The sequence below is a fragment of the Mesorhizobium sp. ES1-3 genome, assembly GCF_020164795.1.
Lineage (GTDB): Bacteria > Pseudomonadota > Alphaproteobacteria > Rhizobiales > Rhizobiaceae > Mesorhizobium.
This window is the reverse complement of the sequence record NZ_JAIUGW010000011.1, coordinates 172,222-191,624: the sequence shown is the minus strand read 5'-3', so window position 1 is coordinate 191,624 and position 19,403 is coordinate 172,222. Positions and strand designations below refer to the sequence as shown.

20 protein-coding genes are annotated in these 19,403 nt (G+C 64.0%); 10 read left to right on the top strand and 10 right to left on the bottom strand.

The genetic code is table 11. The features are described 5' to 3' along the window. Positions 1 to 185: 185 nt before the first annotated feature. Genes LB536_RS17435 through LB536_RS17420 form a run of 4 tightly spaced genes read right to left on the bottom strand, consistent with a single transcriptional unit; the run spans position 186 to position 5,328 of the window. The gene (locus LB536_RS17435; protein ID WP_224594870.1) at positions 186 to 1,484 is read right to left on the bottom strand and encodes an NAD(P)/FAD-dependent oxidoreductase; all 1,299 of its coding nucleotides are present in this window, start codon (positions 1,482 to 1,484) and stop codon (positions 186 to 188) included. A gap of 2 nt (positions 1,485 to 1,486) precedes the next feature. After that, on the bottom strand, positions 1,487 to 2,857 hold the full coding sequence (locus tag LB536_RS17430) for a glutamine synthetase family protein (RefSeq protein WP_224594866.1): 1,371 nt from the start codon (positions 2,855 to 2,857) through the stop codon (positions 1,487 to 1,489). Between the two features lie 4 nt (positions 2,858 to 2,861). After that, positions 2,862 to 4,145, bottom strand: coding sequence for a nucleotide disphospho-sugar-binding domain-containing protein (locus LB536_RS17425; RefSeq protein WP_224594863.1), 1,284 nt, complete (start codon positions 4,143 to 4,145; stop codon positions 2,862 to 2,864). Between the two features lie 10 nt (positions 4,146 to 4,155). Then, positions 4,156 to 5,328 (bottom strand): GntR family transcriptional regulator, encoded by a 1,173-nt coding sequence (locus LB536_RS17420; RefSeq protein WP_224594860.1) that lies wholly within the window; start codon positions 5,326 to 5,328, stop codon positions 4,156 to 4,158. On the opposite strand from LB536_RS17420, the gene LB536_RS17415 reads away from it, so the two are divergent. The 10 genes from LB536_RS17415 (at position 5,327) to LB536_RS31125 (ending at position 13,448) form a co-directional block, all read left to right on the top strand. Beyond that, complete coding sequence (locus LB536_RS17415; RefSeq protein ID WP_224594855.1) at positions 5,327 to 6,391, top strand: spermidine/putrescine ABC transporter substrate-binding protein; 1,065 nt, start codon at positions 5,327 to 5,329, stop codon at positions 6,389 to 6,391. The genes LB536_RS17420 and LB536_RS17415 overlap by 2 nt on opposite strands. A 76-nt stretch (positions 6,392 to 6,467) precedes the next feature. Then, complete coding sequence (locus LB536_RS17410; protein WP_224594888.1) at positions 6,468 to 7,310, top strand: ABC transporter permease; 843 nt, start codon at positions 6,468 to 6,470, stop codon at positions 7,308 to 7,310. After that, positions 7,303 to 8,097, top strand: a complete 795-nt coding sequence (locus LB536_RS17405; RefSeq protein ID WP_224594852.1) for an ABC transporter permease — start codon at positions 7,303 to 7,305, stop codon at positions 8,095 to 8,097. Before LB536_RS17410 ends, LB536_RS17405 begins: the two co-directional genes overlap by 8 nt. Beyond that, positions 8,094 to 9,167 (top strand): ABC transporter ATP-binding protein, encoded by a 1,074-nt coding sequence (locus tag LB536_RS17400; RefSeq protein WP_224594849.1) that lies wholly within the window; start codon positions 8,094 to 8,096, stop codon positions 9,165 to 9,167. The genes LB536_RS17405 and LB536_RS17400 overlap by 4 nt, the downstream gene beginning before the upstream one ends. Positions 9,168 to 9,183: 16 nt before the next feature. After that, positions 9,184 to 10,458: a nucleotide disphospho-sugar-binding domain-containing protein gene (locus LB536_RS17395; RefSeq protein ID WP_224594838.1), complete on the top strand. Its 1,275-nt coding sequence runs from the start codon at positions 9,184 to 9,186 to the stop codon at positions 10,456 to 10,458. A gap of 235 nt (positions 10,459 to 10,693) precedes the next feature. Beyond that, a complete protein-coding gene (locus tag LB536_RS17390; RefSeq protein ID WP_224594835.1) occupies positions 10,694 to 11,044 on the top strand; it encodes a cupin domain-containing protein in 351 nt (116 codons plus the stop codon). Positions 11,045 to 11,072: 28 nt separating this feature from the next. Further along, positions 11,073 to 11,414, top strand: coding sequence for a cupin domain-containing protein (locus LB536_RS17385; protein WP_224594832.1), 342 nt, complete (start codon positions 11,073 to 11,075; stop codon positions 11,412 to 11,414). Positions 11,415 to 11,436: 22 nt separating this feature from the next. Next, entirely contained in the window at positions 11,437 to 11,781 is a 345-nt protein-coding gene (locus LB536_RS17380) for a cupin domain-containing protein (RefSeq protein WP_224594829.1), read from the top strand. Between the two features lie 20 nt (positions 11,782 to 11,801). Continuing rightward, complete coding sequence (locus LB536_RS17375) at positions 11,802 to 13,310, top strand: aldehyde dehydrogenase family protein (RefSeq protein ID WP_224594885.1); 1,509 nt, start codon at positions 11,802 to 11,804, stop codon at positions 13,308 to 13,310. A gap of 3 nt (positions 13,311 to 13,313) precedes the next feature. Then, positions 13,314 to 13,448: a hypothetical protein gene (locus tag LB536_RS31125; protein ID WP_263489142.1), complete on the top strand. Its 135-nt coding sequence runs from the start codon at positions 13,314 to 13,316 to the stop codon at positions 13,446 to 13,448. Between the two features lie 7 nt (positions 13,449 to 13,455). Here LB536_RS31125 and LB536_RS17370 read toward each other — a convergent pair whose 3' ends face one another. The 6 genes from LB536_RS17370 to LB536_RS17345 form a co-directional block, all read right to left on the bottom strand. Then, positions 13,456 to 14,265, bottom strand: a complete 810-nt coding sequence (locus LB536_RS17370; protein WP_224594883.1) for a hypothetical protein — start codon at positions 14,263 to 14,265, stop codon at positions 13,456 to 13,458. 285 nt (positions 14,266 to 14,550) lie between these two features. After that, entirely contained in the window at positions 14,551 to 15,312 is a 762-nt protein-coding gene (locus tag LB536_RS17365) for an SDR family NAD(P)-dependent oxidoreductase (protein WP_224594826.1), read from the bottom strand. A gap of 10 nt (positions 15,313 to 15,322) precedes the next feature. Next, positions 15,323 to 16,135: an ABC transporter permease gene (locus LB536_RS17360; protein WP_224594824.1), complete on the bottom strand. Its 813-nt coding sequence runs from the start codon at positions 16,133 to 16,135 to the stop codon at positions 15,323 to 15,325. Continuing rightward, entirely contained in the window at positions 16,135 to 16,998 is an 864-nt protein-coding gene (locus tag LB536_RS17355; RefSeq protein ID WP_224594821.1) for an ABC transporter permease, read from the bottom strand. The genes LB536_RS17360 and LB536_RS17355 overlap by 1 nt, the downstream gene beginning before the upstream one ends. A 63-nt stretch (positions 16,999 to 17,061) precedes the next feature. Further along, positions 17,062 to 18,225 carry a PotD/PotF family extracellular solute-binding protein gene (locus LB536_RS17350; protein ID WP_224594819.1) on the bottom strand — a complete coding sequence of 388 codons (1,164 nt, stop codon included), beginning with the start codon at positions 18,223 to 18,225 and terminating at the stop codon, positions 17,062 to 17,064. Next, positions 18,206 to 19,342 carry an ABC transporter ATP-binding protein gene (locus LB536_RS17345; protein ID WP_224594817.1) on the bottom strand — a complete coding sequence of 379 codons (1,137 nt, stop codon included), beginning with the start codon at positions 19,340 to 19,342 and terminating at the stop codon, positions 18,206 to 18,208. The genes LB536_RS17350 and LB536_RS17345 overlap by 20 nt, the downstream gene beginning before the upstream one ends. Positions 19,343 to 19,403 lie beyond the last annotated feature (61 nt).

Here is a 19,403-nt window from a genome sequence, read left to right as displayed (position 1 = left end):
CCGGTCCTCCCGGCGGACAAGAAAACTGTCACCCATGCTATCGGTCCATTCTGTTACCTATCTATCCGGTTCGGACAACCGCGCCCCTCTCCCCGTCACTATACGGGGAGAGGATGCCGGCAGGCAGGTGAGGGGCAGCGCCAGCTTCGACAATTGATGAATGACGGTAACGAAGCCAACGCCCCTCAACGCTTGATGCGGTCCCGCATCGCGTACCACAGCATCCCCAGCACATAGAGCGGCCCGCGCAAGGCCGTCCCACCCGGGAACGGCATCGGACTTAGTGTCGAGAACAAGTCGAGCCGCGAGGCATCGCCGGTGATCGCTTCGGCCAGCAGCTTGCCCGACAGCGTCGACAGGATGACGCCCTTGCCGGAATAGCCATGTGCGAAATAGACCTCACCATAGTGCCCGACATGCGGCAGCCGCGACGTCGTCACCGACACCAGGCCGCCCCAGGCATGATCGATGCGGCATCCCTTGAGTTGCGGGAAGGTGCCTTCCATGTGCGGCCGCACGAAGCCAGCGATGTCGGCCGGCGGTGACGGCGTGTAGCGCTCGCCGCCGCCGAACAGCAGGCGTCCATCCGCCGACATCCTGTAATAGTTGACGACGAAGCGTGTGTCGGACACCGCGACATTGGCCGGGATGACGTTGCGCGCGCCCTCCAGCGGCTCGGTGGCGACGATATAGTTGCCGACCGGCATGATGCGGCTGTTGACGCGCGGCTCCAGCCCGTTGAGCAGCGCATCGCCGGCCAGCACGACATGTCTGGCCCGCACCGATCCCTTTGCCGTCGAGACCCGGATCGACGGCTCCCGCTCCAGTTTCACCGCCACCGAATTCTCGTGAATGGTGACGCCGGCCGCGACCGCCGCGCGGGCAAGCCCGAGCGTGTAGTTCAAGGGATGCATGTGGCCGCCGAGCGGCTCGTACATCGCGCCGTGATAGGGCGTATCGACCTTGGCCCGCGCGTCGGCCGCCGAGAGTATCTCGACCTCGCGGAATTTCATCACGTTCTCGAGGCACTTGGCCTCCTCTTCCAGATCCCTGAGGTCGGAGCCATTGACCGCGCCGACCAGATGGCCGGTCAGCCTGAGATCGCAATCGATGGCGTTACGCTTGATGATGTCGAGCACCAACCCGCGCGCCTCGAAGGCGAGGTCGAACAGCACCTTGGCCTGCTCGGGTCCGTAGAGCTTGACCAGACCCTTGGCGCCCTTGCGCAGGCCGGGGATCATCTGGCCGCCATTGCGGCCCGATGCACCCCAGCCGATCCTGCCGCCTTCGAGCAGCACCACCTTCAGCCCACGCTCGGTGGCGTGAAGCGCGGCCGACAGGCCGGTGCAGCCGCCGCCGACGACGACCAGGTCGGCATCGACATCGCCGGCAAGCGCCGGATGGTCCGGCGCCGGATTGGCGGTGGCGACATAATAGGATTTGCCGATATCGAGACCGGAATTGAAACCCGTCGAAGATGCCATGATCACACCTTCAAGAGCAGATGGTCGCGTTCCCAGCTCGTCACCACGCTCTGGAACAGGTCGAGCTCGACGCTCTTGACGCGCAGATAGGTCTGGAAGAAATCCTCGCCCAGCAATTCCCGCACCGGGCCGCAGGCGGTGAAGCGGTCGAGCGCTTCCTCCATGGTCTTCGGCAGCGTGCTCTTGATCTTGTAGGCATTGCCCGACGCCTCGGCCGAGCGCGCCAGCTTCTGCTCGACGCCGAGATAGCCGGCAAGCAGCGAACCGGCGATCGCCAGATAGGGATTGCAATCGGCGCCCGGCAGACGGTTCTCCACCCGTCTTGCGGCGCGCCCGCCCGCCGGTACGCGCAGGCCGCAGGAGCGGTTGTCATGCGACCACTCAATGTTGGCCGGCGCGCTGTGGTTGGGCCGGATGCGGCGGAACGAGTTCACGTTGGGCGCGAACAGCGGCATGATTTCGGGAATGTACGTCTGCAGGCCACCGATGAAATGGCCGAACATTCCGGTATCGGCGTCGTCGCTGCTGGCGAAAAGCGCATTGCCGGCTTCGTCGACGACGGACATGTGCAGATGCATCGAGCTGCCGGCCTGGGCTGCGATCGGTTTGGCCATGAAGGTCGCATGCATGCCGCATTGCTGCGCGGCCTGCCGCGTAAACCGCTTGAACAAAAGCACCTGGTCGGCCAGCGGCAGGGCGTCGCCATGCAGCAGGTTGATTTCCAGCTGCGCGGTGCCCGATTCATGGATCAGCGTGTCGAGTGGCAGGCCGGCGGCGGCGGCATGTTCGTAGACGCGGCGGATCACCGGCTCGAATTCTTCCAGCGCGGCCATGTCATAGGGATGCTGCACGGTTTCAGTGCGGCCATTGGCGCCGACCGGTGCGGTCAGCGGTCTGTCCGGATCCGGGTTGGGCGCGGTGAGATAGAATTCAAGCTCCGGCGCCACCACCGCGCGCCAGCCGCGTTGGCGGTAGAGATCGAGCACGGCGCGCAGCACATGCCGCGGCGAGGCCATCCATGGCCTGCCGTCCATGTGGAATGCGTCGGCAAAGACATAGGCCTTGCCAGCCCCCGCACCCGGCGCCAGGCACAGGGTCAAAACATCGGGCACCATGCGCATGTCGGGGTCCGAATAGGCAAAACCCTCGTCGATAGATCCGGAATAGCGGCCGTCGATGCTGACCAGGAAGGCGCTGCTCGGCAGATAGAGCGCGCGGTCTTCCAGCGCCTTGAGGAACTTGGCGGTCGGCAGCGCCTTGCCGCGCAGCACGCCGTTCATGTCGGGCACCAGGCATTCGACTTCGCTGATGCCGTGCTGCATGAGCCAGGCCTTGGGGTCGGCGATTGCGGTATTCGTGTTCTTGTCGAGCATTTCGTCAGTTCCGTAGCAGGGAGAGAATGGCTTGCGCGGCCACGTCCGTTCCGGGTTTCAGCGCCATCTCGGCTGCATTGTCCCTAAGGCGGGCGCGCATGGCGTCATCGGCCAGCAGGCCGAGAATGGCTCTCTCCAATCCTCCTTCGGTCCAGCCGTCACGGCCGATATGGTCGCCTACGCCGGTCTCTCCGGCGCGTTGCGCATTGTCGTGTCCGTCCCAGCAATAGGGCATGATCAGCGACGGCACGCCGAAGCGCAGCGCTTCGCAAAAGCTGTTGTTGCCGCCGTGGTGGATGAACAGGTCCGACTTCGCCACCACGGAGGGCTGCGGAAACCAGGCGTCGAGATAGACATTGTCGGGCACCGCGCGGTAGGCATCGCGCAGGCCACCGACATTGACGATGAAGCGGGCCGGCAGCCGGTCGAAGACGGCAAGCATGCGCTCGATCAGGCCGACATCCATGGCGCCGAGGCTGCCGAAGCTGACATAGACCAGCGGCCCGCCATTGCGCGGGAAAACCGGCACCTCGAACGGCCCTTCCGAGCGCACGCAGCCTTCGAGATAGACGAAGCGATCGGGGTCGAGCGGTTCGGCGCGCTCGCGGCGCACGATCGAAGGCGTCAAGAGCAGATTGAGGTCGGGCGAGGCTTCGAGGAACAGGCCTTTCGGCAGCGGCGCCAGGCCGCAATCCGCGCGAAAACGGTTGAAGCGGTCATGCGCCGGAGCCGAAGCCGCGAGATAGCGGGCTTCGAACGCCCCGCGTTGCGGATCATCGGCGGCAAGCCCGGACAGATAGGGCGGCACTTCGGCATCAGGCAGCTCCGTCTCGGCGCAGGAAACGACGCGCACCCACGGGCATCCGGCCGCTGCTATCGCCGGGAACATGATGACGTTGTCGAGCACCACGGCATCGGGCTTCAGCCGCGCCAGCAATTGGCGGAGCGGCGCCTCGGCATTGACCGCCGTGTCGACGATCGCCTGCCAGGTCGGCGCGACATAGGTTTCGAGCTGGTCGATCGGGCTCAGCCTGAAATGCGGCAGATGCCGGCGCACGAAGGCCTGCCAGTAGCTCTGGCGCTCGCTGTCGCTCAGTGGCTCCTCGGTCGGCAGTTGGTATTCCTGGAAACCGTAGTCGGCAAAGACGCCGGAAAACCCGGCATGGCAAATGAACACCGGCCGCGCGCCCTTCGCGCGCAGCGCCTGGGCAATGCCGACGCAATTCAACGCCGCCCCGAAACTGGCTTCGGGAAACAGCGCGATGGTCGGGCTCGCTTTACGCGTCAATTAATCCTCTTCATTCGGGTCGGCTGATCATGCCGAACAGCGCGGGGGCGCCGCGGCTGGCCGCCTGCGGTCGCTGGCTGCGGGAGAGCCGCAGGTGAATGCGAAGCAGATCGGCAGCAACCTCATACTGCCGGCTTTCGAGATGGTCGAGTATGTTCAGGTGCTCGCGCAACGATTGCTTCAGCCGGAAGACGTTGACGCCTGCATAGATGCCGGGAAGCCGCCTCAGCCGGAGATGATCGGCCAGCGCGTCGGCGACGAAGCGGTTGGCGCAGCCCTCGGCGATCATGCCGTGGAAATCGACGTCCAGCCGCTGGAATTCGCGCGTATCGAACGCAGCGTCGGGCAGCGCCGACAGCGCCTCCATGCCCTGGCGCAACATCGCGGCGCGCGCCCCATCCAGCTGGAAGCCAGGTGTCAGGATGGCCGCCGGCTCCAGCAAAAGCCGGAACTCGTAGCTTTCGCCTTGCACCTCCGGATCGTCCGGTGCGCGGCGGAACAGCCAGGATTGCCCCGGCGCCCGATCGAGAAGGTTTTCTTCCGTCAGTTTATTAAGCGATTTTAATACCGTCTTTCGCTCGGCGCTGTACCGTCGCATCAACCCGGCGACGGTCACTGTCTGGTCCAGGCGCCGCGCCGAGCGGTCGCGCAGGATGGCTTCGGCAAGCTCGTCTTCCTCGGCGGCGGGCAATTCGGCTGATATCGCCGGCTGTGCGGCGAGGTCGATCGCCATGATGTAACCGGTGTCCGCCTCCCAGCGCACGACACCCTGTTCCGCGAGCAGGCTGAGCGCCGCCCGTACCGGAGTGCGTGAGACATTGCAGAGCGAGGCGATCTGCTGCTCGGGCAGACGTGTGCCGGGCGCGAAGCCGCGCTGGCGCGCCACATCCAGGATGCGCTGGGCCAGATCGAGATGATTGGTGCGAGGTCGTCGGGCTGCGGTTTGCATGACTGGGCTCGTGAACGGACGTGACGGCACTGGTTTGACCGATCGGCCTTTCCAGCGCAATCGGCCAGATTCCTCGGCCGGCTGACAAATTATGGATTGACGTACTTTTTTCTGCAATAGTACTGTCTGCACGATCGGCGATAAAAAGACCGAGGGAACGGGATCGATGCGGCGGCGCATGTCGCGCGGGTCCAGAACGAATTCGACGAACCAACCGGAATGGGAGTCCGCCATGACTGCAACCAGCCTGCGGCGCCGTGCGCTGAGAATGCCTTCGATTGCCCTGGGGTTTGTCGTGGCGCTGTCCGCGCCGGCTGACGCCGCCGACCTCGTCATTTCCAATTGGGACGGCTACATGGCGTCCGACGCCATGGCGTCCTTCAAGACGGCGACGGGCGTCTCCGGCGAAGTCGTCGTGCACGCCACCAATGAAGAGATCATGGGCAAGCTGATTGCCGCCGGCGGCAAGGGCTATGACGTGGTCTTCGTCTCCTCGCCCTTCGCCGAGGTGCTGAACAAGCTCGGCCTGACCGAGCCGATGGACCATGCCAAGATCCCCAACCTCGCCAACCTCTATCCGGAAGCGACCAAGCTGCCGCATGATGTCGGCAACACTTTCTCCGTGCCTTATACCTGGGGCACGACCGGCCTCTGCTACCGCTCGGACCTGGTCAAGACCGCGCCGACGAGCTGGAGCGACCTGCTGGCGCCGTCGGACGAGCTGAAGGGCAAGACCACCATGCTGGCGACCGACCGCTGGCTGCTCGCCGCCGGCCAGCTCGACAAGGGTTTCTCCGTCAACGAGACCGACCCGGCCAAGATGGCCGAGGTCAAGGACCTCTTGATCTCGGCCAAGAAAACCCTGCTCGCCTATGACGACACCACCTTCTATTCGAAGCTGGTCTCGGGCGAAGCGCTGATGGTGCAGGCCTGGGACGGCTGGTGCAATTACGGCATCGCCGACAAGCCCGAGATCAAATACGTCATTCCCAAGGAAGGTTCGGATCTCTGGGTCGACACGATGGTGGTGATGAAGGCATCCGAGCATAAGGATGCCGCCTTCCAGTTCATCAACTTCATGCTCGACGCCAAGAACCACGCCTGGGCGGCCCAGAACATCGACTACAAAGTGCCGAACAAGCCGGCCATGGAAAGCCTGCCGGCCGACTTCCTGGCAAAATTCCCCAACATGGCGATGCCGGTGGCCGACCTCGTCAAGTTCGAGCAGTTGCGTGACGTCGGCGAAGCCCAGCGCGACTACTCCAAGATCGTCAGCGAGATCAAGGCCGCGCAATAAGCGGCGTCAGTTTCTGGCGATCACTGTCCTGGAAGCAAGCTTGCGTTCCTTCACGCCCTCCCGCTCCACCCTGCTGATGGCCCCGGCGCTGGTCTGGCTCGCGGCCTTGATGGTGGTGCCGTGCGCGCTGGTGCTGGCGCTCGCTTTTTTCCGGCGCGGCATCTATGGCGGCATCGACTACACCTTCACGCTGGAGAATTTCGGGCTGGTCTTCGACCCGCTCTACGCCGGCATTTTCCTCAATTCGGCGCGCATCGCCGGCACCGCCACGCTGATCGCGGTGGTGATCGGCTATGCAGCCGCCTATGCGATCGCGGCGGCCCCACGCCGCTGGCAGCCGGTGTTCCTGTTCTTCGCCGTGCTGCCATTCTGGTCGAACTATCTGATTCGCACCTATGCCTGGATCGTGCTGCTCAACCGCGAAGGGCTTGTCACCCAGTTCCTGCGCTGGTTCGGCTATACCGGTGAGCCGCCGTCTATGCTCTATACCGAAGGCGCCGTCATCGCCGGCCTGGTCTACAACTATTTGCCCTTCGTCATCCTCGCTTGCTACGCGCCGCTGTCGCGGCTCAACCCGGAACTGGCCGAAGCCTCGCGCGATCTCGGCGCTTCGGCCATGACGACGTTTCGCCGTGTCATCCTGCCGCTGACCGTGCCCGGCATCGCCGCCGGCGCCGTCTTCGTCTTCGTGCTGTCGATCGGCAATTTCGTCACCCCGGCGCTGCTCGGCGGCGGCCGTTTCCAGATGATCGGCAACCTCGTCTACGACCAGTTCCTGACCGCCAATGACTGGCCGTTCGGCGCAGCCTTGGCGATGGCGCTGATCGCCATCATGCTGCTGGTACTGATGGCGCAGGCGCTCGCCGCCAATCGCGCCTCTGGCCATGCCGCCGAAGTCAGGAGCGACGCCAATGGCTGAACGCTCGCCAGCCACGCGGCGCACGCTTTGGCTCGTGTTGAGCCTCGTCTTCGCCTTCCTCTACATCCCGATCGCGGTGCTTGTGGCGCTGTCCTTCAACGAAGGCGGGCTGCCGACGGCATGGTCCGGCTTTTCGCTGAAATGGTACGTCTCGCTGGCCGGCAACTCCGCCATCCTCTCCGCCGCGCTCAACACGATGATCGTGGCGCTGGTCTCGACCGCCATCGCCACCTTGCTCGGCACCTTGCTTGCGATCGGCATCGAGATGCGCCGGCAATATGGCAAGGGGCTCGAAGCGCTGATCTTCGCGCCGATGATCATTCCCGACATCGTGTTGGCGATCGCGGTCTTGTCGTTCTTTTCGATGCTCAACCTCACCATGGGCCTGCACACCATCATCCTCGCCCATGTTGTGTTCAACCTTGCCTTCGTCTGTTCGGTGGTGCGCGCTCGGCTGAAAAGCTTCGACTGGTCGATCGTCGAGGCCTCCACCGACCTCGGCGCTTCCGCATTCACCACCTTCCGGCGGGTGACGCTGCCGGTGATCCTGCCGGCTGTCATCGCCGGCGCGCTGCTCGCCTTCACGCTCTCGGTCGACGAGTTTATCATCGCCTTCTTCACATCAGGCGCCGGCCGCGCCTCGACGACGCTGCCGATGCAGATCTACGCCATGATCCGCTTCGGCATCACGCCGGAGATCAACGCGCTGGCAACCATCGTCATGGCGGTCTCGATCACCGCGCTGACCCTGTCCCAGCGGCTCAACCGGGGAATGATCGGCCAATGAGCGAACCCCGCACGCTGCTGGCCATCGATCATGTGTCGAAGAATTTCGGCCGGGTCACCGCCGTCGACGGCGTCTCGCTCGACATCAGGGAGAACGAGTTCTTTGCTTTGCTCGGCCCTTCGGGCTGCGGCAAGACCACGCTGCTGCGCATGCTGGCCGGCTTCGAGACGCCGAACGACGGGCGCATCCTGCTTGACGGCAAGGACATCGCCAGGACCCCGCCCAACAGGCGGCCGGTCAATTTGATGTTCCAGTCCTACGCGCTGTTTCCACATATGAGCGTGCGGGCGAATGTCTCCTATGGGCTGGAGATGGAGCGTTTGCCCGCTACGGAAATCCGCTCCCGCGTCGATGCCATTCTGGCGACCACCGAGCTCGAGCCCTTCGCCGATCGCAAGCCGGAGCAATTGTCGGGCGGCCAGAAGCAGCGCGTGGCACTCGCCCGCGCGCTGGTCAAACGGCCCCGCCTGCTGCTGCTCGACGAGCCGCTCGGCGCGCTCGACAAGAAGCTGCGCGGCGCCATGCAGCTGGAACTGAAGCGTCTGCAGCACGAGGTCGGCATCACCTTCGTCATCGTCACCCATGACCAGGAGGAATCGCTGGTCATGGCCGACCGCATGGCGGTGCTCAGGGATGGCAAGCTGCTGCAAAGCGACACGCCGCATGCGGTCTACGAACATCCCGCTGACCGTTTTGTCGCCGACTTCATCGGCGTGATGAACTTTGTTCCGGGCAAGGCCTCAGCCGATAGCGTCGTGGCGGTGAATGGCGCGCGCATTGCCGGCAAGGTTCCCACCGCGCTCACGCCGGGAGCATCGGCAGTGGCGTCGGTGCGGCCCGAACGCGTCCGGCTGTTCCCAGAGGCGCAAGCCGCCAACCGCACCACTGGCACGGTCGAGGCACTGGCCTATCAGGGGCTCGACCTGCAGTTGCATGTCCGAACGCCGCTGTCGCCGAAGCCGTTCCTAGTGCGTGTAACCGCCGACGCCGCAGACCGCCGGCCGGTCTCGTCGGGCGATGAGGTCGAACTCGGCTGGGACGCCGCCGATGTCAGAATTTTTGCAGAATGATTGGAGGAACAGCCTGATGGCGCAGAAGACGATCGCGTTTTTTCCCGAAGCCGCCTACGGCCCAGCGTTGAATTCCGTCGGCATCGCGCAAGCCGTCGAGGCGCGCGGGCACAAAGCGGTGTTCCTGTCCGACCCCGGTTTTATAGACGTCTACAAGGGCTATGGCTTCGAGGCGCATCCGGTGAACCTCTCCGAACCGATGCCGCCCGAGCAGATGGCCAAGTTCTGGGAAGATTTCATCAACGGCCACATCCCGAACTTTCGGAAGTCGCCCTATGACCAGGTCGACAATTACGTCAAGGATTGCTGGACAGCGATCGTCGACAGCGCCAAATGGGCGCAGAAGGATCTGCCGCGCGTTCTGGCCGTCATCAAGCCGGATGTGATCTGCGTCGACAACGTCATCCTGTTCCCGGCGATCAAGCAGTACGGTAAGCCCTGGGTGCGCGTCATCTCCTGCTCGGAAAACGAGATCGAGGACGAGGGCATCCCGCCGCATCTGTCCGGCTGCGGCGAAAACGACCATGCCGGCCACCAGCGCTACCGCGACCATTTCAACGCGGTGATCAAGCCGATCCATGACGACTTCAACGCGTTCCTGAAGGCAAACAACGAGGCAGCCTATCCGGTTGGCCAGTTCTTCGAGGCCTCGCCCTACTTGAATCTGCTGCTTTATCCCGAGGCGGCAAAGTTCAGGCGCACCCACCCGCTCGACCCGGCAAAATTCCAGTACCTCGAAGGCTGCGTGCGGCAGGAAAAGCCCTATACGGTGCCGACTTTCACCGAGAACAACGACGGCCCGCTGCTCTATGTCTCCTTTGGCAGCCTCGGCGCTGGCGATGTCGAGTTGCTGAAGCGCGTCATCGCGACGCTGGGCAAGACCCGCTACCGCGCGCTGGTCAATGTCGGCGGCTACAAGGACCAGCACACCGACGTGCCCGGCAACGTCATCGTCAACAGCTGGTTCCCGCAGCCTTCGGTGATCCCGCAGGTCGATGCGGTGATCCACCATGGCGGCAACAACTCGTTCACAGAGTGCCTCTATTTCGGCAAACCCGCCATCATCATGCCCTATGTCTGGGACGGCCACGACAACGCCACCCGCGTCGAGGAAACCGGCCACGGCTTCGGCATGCCGCGCTATGATTGGAGCGATGCAGATTTGATCGCGAAGATCGAAGCCTGCCTGACCGATCCGAAGATGAAGGCGAGGCTCGCGAAGACATCGGCACAGATGCAGGCGCAGAACGGGCCGGAAAAGGCTGCGGGTTTGCTGGAGGGGTTGCTGTGATTGGAATTGCAATGCCGAGCCCAGGCGCCCCCCTCTGTCCTGCCGGACATCTCCCCCTCAAGGGGGGAGATCGGATGTCGTCCCGGCTTTCGCCAATCACCAAGATCGCCAAGGGAGAACCGGCCGCGAAGCTGCCAATCTCCCCCCTTGAGGGGGAGATGTCCGGCAGGACAGAGGGGGGCCTCGTAGAGCGTCAACGGATCGAAGTTGGGCGTCATAACTATGGAGCCCGCCAATGACCTCCTCCGCCCCGCACCTCCACCAGGCCTCGACCCGCACCGATCTCGTCGACTGGGGCACTCAACCTGACGCCCTGTCCGGCACCTCCCACTCCACCGGCAAGCTCGTGCACAAAGGTCCCAACAATCAGCCGGAAGCCGGCATCTGGGTCTGCTCGCCGGGCCGCTGGCGGCTCTCGATCCCGCGCGACGAACTGTGCCACTTCGTCGCCGGCCGTGCGACCTACCGGTCGGATGTCGGCGAGGTGATAGAAGTCTCCAGGGGAAGCGTGGTCATGTTTCACGCCGACTGGACGGGCGAATGCACCGTGCATGAGACCATGCGCAACGTCTACATGCTGGCCTGAGCAAGAATCAGCCGCATGGGAGCAAGATATGTCGACACCGCATTGGCCTGATGCCTCGACCGTGGAGCTGGAGGATTGGGGCGCGGGCGCCAACACGCTCGCCGGCGCGCCGCGGGCCTCAGGCAAGATCCTCTCGAAAAATCCTGACGGATCGAGCGAGTGCGGCCTGTGGTCTTGCACGCCGGGCACCCGCAAGGTGACCTTTGTCGCCGACGAGTTCTGCCATTTCCTGTCGGGACACGGCAGCTATGTCAGGGACGATGGCGAGGACATCCCGGTCGAGGCCGGCACACTCGTCTTCTTTCCCGCCGGCTGGACCGGCATCTCCGTCATCACGCAAACGCTGACCAAGGCCTTCATGTGCCGGTGAGCACTTTACCAGGGAAATCCAAATGACCACGCCAATCATGCAATCGCCGCTTGCCGTCACGGACCTTGTAGACTGGGGCGTCATCCCGACGATGATCGAGGGTGAGTCCCACACGTCGGGCAAGCTGCTCTACAAGGGACCGGAAGGCCGATCCGAATGCGGCCTCTGGGTCTGCACCCCGGGTAAGTGGCACTGCCATGTCACCCGCGACGAGTTCTGCCACTTTCTGGAGGGGCGCTGCACCTATGTGCACGAGTCCGGCGAGGTCATCGAGATCGGGCCGGATACGGCGGCCTTCTTCCCGCAGGACTGGAAAGGCGTCTGCACGATCCATGAGACCATCAAGAAGGTCTACATGATCCGCTGAGCGGATCTGAGAGGATGTCCATGCATTTCTCCCCTGACCGGCCGACTTTCGTCATCAACCCGGACTACCGCCCGATGACCGGTGCGAACAGGCCGGTCATCGATCCGGCGACGCTGGAAACCGTCGGCGCGATTGCGGAGGCCAGCGACGGCGAGATCGACGCCGTGCTCACCGCCGCGACCAAGGCGCAGCATGCCTGGAAGAAGCTCGATGCCAAGAGCCGGGCAAAACATCTGCACGCCGTCGCCAATGCCATCGAGGCGGCGGACCTCACGCGCTGCGCCGAACTGATGGTGCGCGAGATGGGCAAGCCCTATCCCGAAGCCATCGGCGAGATCGCCAATTGCGCGCCGATCTTCCGCTACTATGCCGAGATGGCGCGCGACGATGCCGGTAAGGTCGCCGGCACGACGCAGGCGGGTTCGTTCCAGTATGCGCGCTATGAGCCCTACGGCGTCTCTGTCCATATCATGCCCTACAATTTCCCGATCCTGCTGATGTGCTGGACCGTCGCCGCCTCGCTCGCCGCCGGCAATGCCTGCATCGTCAAGCCGGCCGAAGCGACGACGCTGTCGACGCTGGAGTACATGACCGTCTTCCGCGCGCTGCCGGAAGGACTGGTGTCCTGCCTGCCCGGCGGCGCGGCAACCGCGCAGGCGCTCATCGCCTCCGACCGCACGCATGCCGTTGCCTTCACCGGCTCGGTCTCCGCCGGCAAGGCGGTTGCGGTGGCCTGCGCCGAACGCATGAAGCCCTGCGTCATCGAGGCCGGCGGCAGCGATCCGCTGATCATCAGCGAGCACGCCCCGCTGGAGGTCGCGGCTGCCGGCAGCGTCACCGCCGCCTTCCATCTCACCGGCCAGGTTTGCACCTCGGCCGAGCGCTTCTTCGTCGTCGATGCCGTGCATGACCGCTTCGTCGAATTGTTTGCCGAAAGGACGCGCGCTCTGCGCATCGGCAACGGCATGGACAAGACCGAGATTGGCCCGCTGGTCAGCGAGGCGGCTCGCGCCAAGGTCATGCGCCTTGTCGACGATGCCATTGCCAATGGTGCCAAGGCCGTCACCGGCGGCCGCATCCCGCCAGCGCACGACACCGGCTGGTTCTACGAACCGACGATCCTGACCGGTGTCAGCCCAGACATGGCGATCGTGCGCGAAGAGTGTTTCGGGCCGGTCGCCGCGATCTGTCGGGTGAAGGATTTCGACGAGGCGATCCAGCTCGCCAATGACAGCCCGTTCGGGCTTGGTGCCTCGGTGTTCACGACGAATCTGGCCGAAGCGCATGAGGCGGCCGAACGGCTCGAGGCCGGCATGGTCTGGGTCAACAACCCGCTGATCGACAATGACGCCCTGCCCTTCGGCGGCTGGAAGGCGTCAGGCCTTGGCCGCGAACTGGGCCGCCAGGGGCTCGATGCCTTCCGCCGGTCCAAGATGGTGATCATCGACCACCGACCGGCCATCCAGGACTGGTGGTACCCCTATCCCGACAGCTGGTTCCGCGAGACCGGCGGCCGCAAACATGTGTGAAGAATGGCGCGCGGCAGCGCCGCGCGCCTGTTCCCCTACGCCTCTATCACATCGATCAAGGCGCGAGGACAGGAAAAACAATGCCGCCGGGTGAACCCCAGCGGCATCTTCCTCGACTGGCTACCGCCTTTTCAGTGACGAACCGCTACGGCGTCGTTCCCGCCTGAAGCTTGGCCGCCGTCTGGTCGATCTTGTCGGCAAGGACGCCTTGGGCCCAGGCCGTGACCTCGGCATCGACAGGCTTGTTGGCCATGTCCGTCAGCGCCGCGTCGAGCGCTGCCGGGTCGGTACCGACCGCCGCCGCGGTTGCAGCGTCCGCCGCCTGCTTAGCCGCCGCATTGTCGGCGTCGACCACCGCCTGCTGGGCGGTGATGTCAGCCTGCAGCGCCGCCGGTTGCTGTTCGGGTGGTAGGGCGTCGATCTCGGCCTGCGACAGCGACGCCAGCGCGGCCAGCTGCGAATTCAGTGCATCCAGCTGGGCCTGGGCGGCGGTGGCAGTGGCGGCGGCCGCGGCAGCAGCTGCCTGCGCATTTTTGGCCGTCGCCGATTGCGTCACGAATGCCTGAATGGCGGCGAACTTCTTGCTCTTGGAGTTCATATAGGCGTTGATGTTGCGCTGCAGCGAGTTCAGCCGGCCGAGTTTGGCGTGGATGTTCTTCTCCTTCGATACGGACGAGACCGTTGTGGTCGTATCGACCGTGGTGTCGGTTGCCGTGTCCGTTTCCGTCTTGGCCGCATGTCCCGGTGCCGTCGACGACTTGCCGTGCGAAGCGCTGCTGTTGCCGCCACTATTCCCGTGAGTTCCGCTATTGCCGTTGCCCCCGCCATTGCCGTTGCCGCCGCCGTTGCCTCCAGCATTGCCGCCGCCATTGCCATGCCCATTGCCGGCGAGCGCCGGAGACGCCAGAAGCGCCAATGCGGCCAGCGCCGCGAACAGAGTTTTCCGGTTTGTCATGGTAATCTCCTCGGGAATCGCGTTCTCGCCCACCGCTGAACCATCTCGGTATGAGAAATCGCTAATTATACCCGGTAAACTTTAGACAAATTCGGTCGCAATCCGAGAGCGGGCGCCGCCTAAAACCCATATCCAATTGAAAAGAAAAGGAAATCACCGCCTTGGCCCTGCCATGGCACTGAAGTCCCATGCCAGCCAGACCATGGTCCTGTGCCGTCCGGCACCACGCGAAACCGCAGCAAAAAGGGGCTGAAATGGAAAGGTCGATAGATGAAAGCGGAGGTCTCAGCCGATGCTTTCACCGCCGTCGATGACCAGCGCCTGGCCGGTCATGAAGGACGATCGGTCCGAGACCAGGAACAGGATCGCCTCGGCGATCTCTTCAGCCACGGCCCAGCGCCCCATCGGGATCTTGGTGCGGACATAGGTTTCGATCGCCTCGCGTCCGCCCATCTGGGCGATGAACGGCTCGTTGAACGGCGTGTCGACCCAGCCGGGGCAGAGTGCGTTGACGCGCACATTGTGCCGGGCATAGTCGAGCGACATCTGCCTGGTCATCGCCACCACGGCATGTTTGGACGTCGCATAGGCGATCATTTCGCGGTCATAGAACACACCCGAATTTGAAGCCGTGTTGAGGATGACGCCGCCGCCTTGCGCGATCATAGACGGCATGACGATCCTCGCCGCCAGGAATTGCGCCCGCACATTGACCCGCCAGGAGGCATCCATGCCGGCAGTCTCGACCTCGGTCAGCGTGCCGCCGACCTGGATGCCGGCATGATTGTGCAGGATGTCGATGCGCCCATGCTTCTCGAGCGTGCCGGTAATGAGTTGCTCGACAGCCGCGTCCTCTCCGACATCGGTGGCGATGGCCTCGGCCAGGCCGCCCAATGCCCGGATCTCTGAAGCTGTTGCCTCGCCGTTAGCCTCATCCCTGTCGGCTATGACGACCATCGCGCCTTCCCGACCCATGATCATGGCGCCGGCGCGTCCGATGCCGGAGCCGGCGCCTGTCACCACGGCGATGCGGTCTTTGAGGATCATGGAGCGGCTTTCAGTTTGATGGCTTGCGCTGGCGCAGCTGCCATTGGGCAAGCACCACGAGCAGGACGGAAGCAACGAGCACGATCGTCGCGATGGCGTTGATCTCCGGCGTCACGCCGCGCCGGATCGAGGCAAAGACATAGATCGGCAAGGTCGTCTGCGCGCCGGCGACGAAGAAGGCGACGATGAAGTCGTCGAAGGAGAAGGTGAAGGCGAGCAGGAAGCCGGCGACCGCTGCCGGCATGATCTGCGGCAGGACGATCGAGCGGAACGTCGTCAGCGGCGTCGCGTAGAGGTCGCTCGAAGCCTCGACGAGATTGCGATCGAGGCTGCCCAGCCGCGTGCCGACGATCATCGTCACCAGCGCCATCGAGAACAGGCCATGCGCGGCGATGATCGAACCGAAGCCGAGCGACAGGCGTGGCGGCTGGTCGCCGGGCCAGATCGAGGCGAGGAACGGATTGACGACGGCGAACAGCTGGACGAGCGCGACCAGCGTCGAGATGCCGATGACGACGCCGGGAACGACGATCGCCGCGCCAAGCAACCCGTCGAAGACGGCGCGGGTTCTGATGCCGACACGCGCAAGGCCAAGGGCCGCCGCGGTGCCGAACACCGCCGCCAGTAAGGCGCTGGTGGTGGCAATGAACAGGCTGTTCTTCAGCGCTTCGACGAGGAATGGGTTGGACAGCGCCTTGCCGTACCATTGCACCGAGAAGCCGGTGAACTCGCTGGCATGGTGGCCGGCATTGAAGGAGAACAGCACGACCAGCACGATCGGCAAATAGAGAAACGCGAAGACGGCGATGACGAAGGCGCGCATCAGATGAGGTCGACCCGGCGGGCGCCCGCGACCCGGTTCGAAATTCGGTTGGCGACAATCAGCACGACCACCGAGACGAGCACCAGCGTGATTGCGATGGCCGAGCCGAACGGCCAGTTGCGCGACTGCAGGAACAGATCCACCAGCGCATTGCCGATGAAGAATACCTTGCCGCCGCCAAGCAGCGTCGGGATCAAATATTCGCCAAGCAGCAGAATCATGACCAGCGAGAAGCCGGTCATCACGCCCGGCAGCGACAGTTTCAAGGTCACGCCCAGGAAGGTTGACAATGGCGTCGCACCGAGATCGGCGGAGGCTTCCAGCAGCCTTCGGTCGAGCCTCTCGAGGCTGACATAGATCGGCAGGATCATCAGCGGCAAATAGCCGTAGACGATGCCGAGCAGGACGGCGCCCGGCGTGTTGATCAGCCTGACATCCTCGATGCCGACAAAGGCGAGCAGCGCCGGGATGCCGCGTCCGCCCAGAATGTACATCCACGCATAGGTGCGCATCAGCAGGCTGGTCCAGAACGGGATGACGACCAGCGCGAGCAGGATCAGCCGCCAGCGCTGTGGCGCCCGCAAGGCAAGGTAATAAGCGACCGGATAGGCGACGAGCAGGCAGGCGAGCGCACCCACCGGCGCCAGCACCATCGTGTTCCAGAACGCGGTCGCCCGCGCCGGAAGATTGGCGTATTGCGCCAGTGTGAAGGCCGCCTGGTAGCCGCCCTCGGGCGCCCGCTCGCCGACGCTGAACACGGCAATGGCGATGAACGGCAGCACCAGGAACACCACCAGCCATACTGTCGCCGGAGCGAGCAGCAAGGCGGTCAGGAAATTACGCCGAAATCTGTTGCCGTGCATTGAAACCGTCCCGGTGCCGGCGGACATGGGCCCGCCGGTCGATTGTCTTAGTCCAGGCCAGTCTCAAGCCGATTTGAAGCGCGCCATCAGTTCGGCGCGACCGGGATCGGTCAGCGTCGCCGCCGCGCCGAATTCGAGCGGCGTCAACAGGTCCGCCGCCGGATAGAGGATCGGATTGTCGAGCACTTCCTTGGGCAGCAGCTTGTTGACGCGTGCATCGGTGGAAGGCGCGCCATTGGCCAGGTGCTCCTTCACCGCGACCTGCGGATTCATCAGATAGTTGAGCAAGGCATAGCCGGCGGGCTTGTTCGGCGCGTCCTTCGGGATGGCATAAAAATCGGTCCAGATCTCGCCGCCTTCCTTGCCCAGCACATAGGAGATCTCGGGGATGTCGCGATGCAGCTGCGCGCCGTCATTGGTCCAGCACATCGTCATCCAGGCGTCGCCCGCGCGCATGCCCGGCTGGTAGTCGGACGAGACGGCGAACAGATGCGGCTTGACCTTCAGCAGCAATTCCTCAGCCTTGGCGAGCTCATCCTGCTTCAGCGAATTGAACGAATAGCCATAATATTTCAGCGCGTTGCCGATCGTGGTGAGCTGGTAGTCATGCACCATGGTGCGGCCATCGCCTTCGGCCATGGCGGTATCCCAGAAATCCTTCCAGCTCGTCATCGGCTTGCTGAGCTTCTTGGTGTTCACGGCAAAGCCTGTCGTGCCCCAGTTCTTCGGCACGGCGTAGATCACCTTGTCGATCGTGCCCTCGGAGGTGAAGCGCGGATCTTCCTGGGTGCCGTCGAAATTCGACAGCTTCGCCATCTCCAGCGGCTCGATGATGCCGAGCTTCTTGTAGGTCGAGATCGTATAATTGGTCGGCACGAACAGGCTCCAGCCCGAGGCGCCGGCCTGCAGCTTGGCCAGCATCTCCTCATTGGAGCCGAACACGTTGACCTCGACGGCGACACCGGTGTCCTTCTTGAAGTTCTCGAAGGTCAGCGGGTCGTGATAATTCGGCCAGGTGGCGATCGACATGCGGTCGCCAAGGCTCTCGCCGGCGAATGCCGGCGTCGGCATGATACCGATCTCGCGCGCCATCACCGCCGTCGCGATACCGAGGCCGGTGAGGCCGAGGAAGTCTCGCCGGCCGATCGAGCCGCGCTTCAAGCGCATCAGCTGGTCGACGAAATTCTCGGAGCTTATCGGCAGTCCGTCACGATATGATTTCGACATGTTTGTTTACCCTCTGGTTGGTCCCGTTGTTCTTGGTTTCCGAAAACGCCAGCGGCGTTCCGGAGGCATAGCCGATGGCGACGGGTTCACCCGGCTTGAAGAGATTGCCGTTGCCGATCAGATGGTCGGCCTTGGCGAGCAGCGTTCCGATGCCCTGGACCTCGATCGCGTATTCCGCCGTCGATCCCAGGAAAATCCGATTGCGGACGACGCCCTTGAGCGGACCGCTTGTCGGACCGCCAAGGCTGAGTGATTCAGGACGCAGGCTGACCGAGACGACCTCGCCTTGCTGCAGGGCAGTGCGTTTGCGCGCCGCAATGACGGTGCCGTCCGACAGCGCCACGTCCACCAGCTCGCCCGTATGCCCCGCGACCTTGCCGGCAAGCAGATTGGTCTTGCCGACGAAATCGGCCACGAACAGATCGGCCGGCTCGTCATAGATTTCGCTCGGTTGGCCGAGCTGGACGATGCGGCCGCCATTCATGACGCAGACGAAATCGCTCATCGACAGTGCTTCCTCCTGGTCGTGGGTGACCAGCACGAAGGTGATGCCGATCTCGCGCTGCAGGTTCTGCAGCTCGATCTGCATGTCGGTGCGCAGCTTCTTGTCGAGCGCCGCCAGCGGCTCGTCGAGCAACAGCACCGCCGGCTTGTTGACCAGCGCCCGCGCCAGCGCCACACGCTGCTGTTGGCCGCCGGACAGTTCGTGGATCTTGCGGTCGCCATAGCCGGCGAGCCGCACCATTTCGAGCGCTTCGCCGGCCCGCCGGCCTATCTCGCGCGACGACAGCCGTGGCCTCGCCTGGCGCAGCCCGTAGGAAACATTGGCTTCCACGTCGAGATGCGGAAACAGCGCGTATTGCTGGAACACCATGTTGACCGGCCGCCGGTAGGGCGGCGTGCCGGCCATGTCCTGGCCGCGGATGAACACCTGGCCTTCGCTCGGCTGCTCGAAACCGCCGATCATGCGCAGGCAGGTCGTCTTGCCGCAGCCGGACGGTCCGAGCAGCGCAACGAAGGCGGAAGGCGGTATGGCAAGATCTATGCCGCTGACGGCGGTCACCGCGCCATAGCGCTTGGTGACGCCGCGAAACTCGATGTCGGGCACTGCGGTCAAGGCTGCGGGCTCCAGGACGATGCGATTTCAAGACGCTAGCAGAGCCAATGGCAGCTAGTAT

Excerpts from the sequence above, each read along its gene's own strand:
- LB536_RS17435 (WP_224594870.1), bottom strand. The coding sequence starts at position 1,484 with ATGGCATCTTCGACGGGTTTCAATTCCGGTCTCGATATCGGCAAATCC.
- LB536_RS17430 (WP_224594866.1), bottom strand. The coding sequence starts at position 2,857 with ATGCTCGACAAGAACACGAATACCGCAATCGCCGACCCCAAGGCCTGG.
- LB536_RS17415 (WP_224594855.1), top strand. The coding sequence starts at position 5,327 with ATGACTGCAACCAGCCTGCGGCGCCGTGCGCTGAGAATGCCTTCGATT.
- LB536_RS17420 (WP_224594860.1), bottom strand. The coding sequence starts at position 5,328 with ATGGCGGACTCCCATTCCGGTTGGTTCGTCGAATTCGTTCTGGACCCG.
- LB536_RS17410 (WP_224594888.1), top strand. The coding sequence starts at position 6,468 with ATGGCCCCGGCGCTGGTCTGGCTCGCGGCCTTGATGGTGGTGCCGTGC.
- LB536_RS17405 (WP_224594852.1), top strand. The coding sequence starts at position 7,303 with ATGGCTGAACGCTCGCCAGCCACGCGGCGCACGCTTTGGCTCGTGTTG.
- LB536_RS17400 (WP_224594849.1), top strand. The coding sequence starts at position 8,094 with ATGAGCGAACCCCGCACGCTGCTGGCCATCGATCATGTGTCGAAGAAT.
- LB536_RS17395 (WP_224594838.1), top strand. The coding sequence starts at position 9,184 with ATGGCGCAGAAGACGATCGCGTTTTTTCCCGAAGCCGCCTACGGCCCA.
- LB536_RS17390 (WP_224594835.1), top strand. The coding sequence starts at position 10,694 with ATGACCTCCTCCGCCCCGCACCTCCACCAGGCCTCGACCCGCACCGAT.
- LB536_RS17385 (WP_224594832.1), top strand. The coding sequence starts at position 11,073 with ATGTCGACACCGCATTGGCCTGATGCCTCGACCGTGGAGCTGGAGGAT.
- LB536_RS17380 (WP_224594829.1), top strand. The coding sequence starts at position 11,437 with ATGACCACGCCAATCATGCAATCGCCGCTTGCCGTCACGGACCTTGTA.
- LB536_RS17375 (WP_224594885.1), top strand. The coding sequence starts at position 11,802 with ATGCATTTCTCCCCTGACCGGCCGACTTTCGTCATCAACCCGGACTAC.
- LB536_RS31125 (WP_263489142.1), top strand. The coding sequence starts at position 13,314 with ATGGCGCGCGGCAGCGCCGCGCGCCTGTTCCCCTACGCCTCTATCACA.
- LB536_RS17370 (WP_224594883.1), bottom strand. The coding sequence starts at position 14,265 with ATGACAAACCGGAAAACTCTGTTCGCGGCGCTGGCCGCATTGGCGCTT.
- LB536_RS17365 (WP_224594826.1), bottom strand. The coding sequence starts at position 15,312 with ATGATCCTCAAAGACCGCATCGCCGTGGTGACAGGCGCCGGCTCCGGC.
- LB536_RS17360 (WP_224594824.1), bottom strand. The coding sequence starts at position 16,135 with ATGCGCGCCTTCGTCATCGCCGTCTTCGCGTTTCTCTATTTGCCGATC.
- LB536_RS17355 (WP_224594821.1), bottom strand. The coding sequence starts at position 16,998 with ATGCACGGCAACAGATTTCGGCGTAATTTCCTGACCGCCTTGCTGCTC.
- LB536_RS17350 (WP_224594819.1), bottom strand. The coding sequence starts at position 18,225 with ATGTCGAAATCATATCGTGACGGACTGCCGATAAGCTCCGAGAATTTC.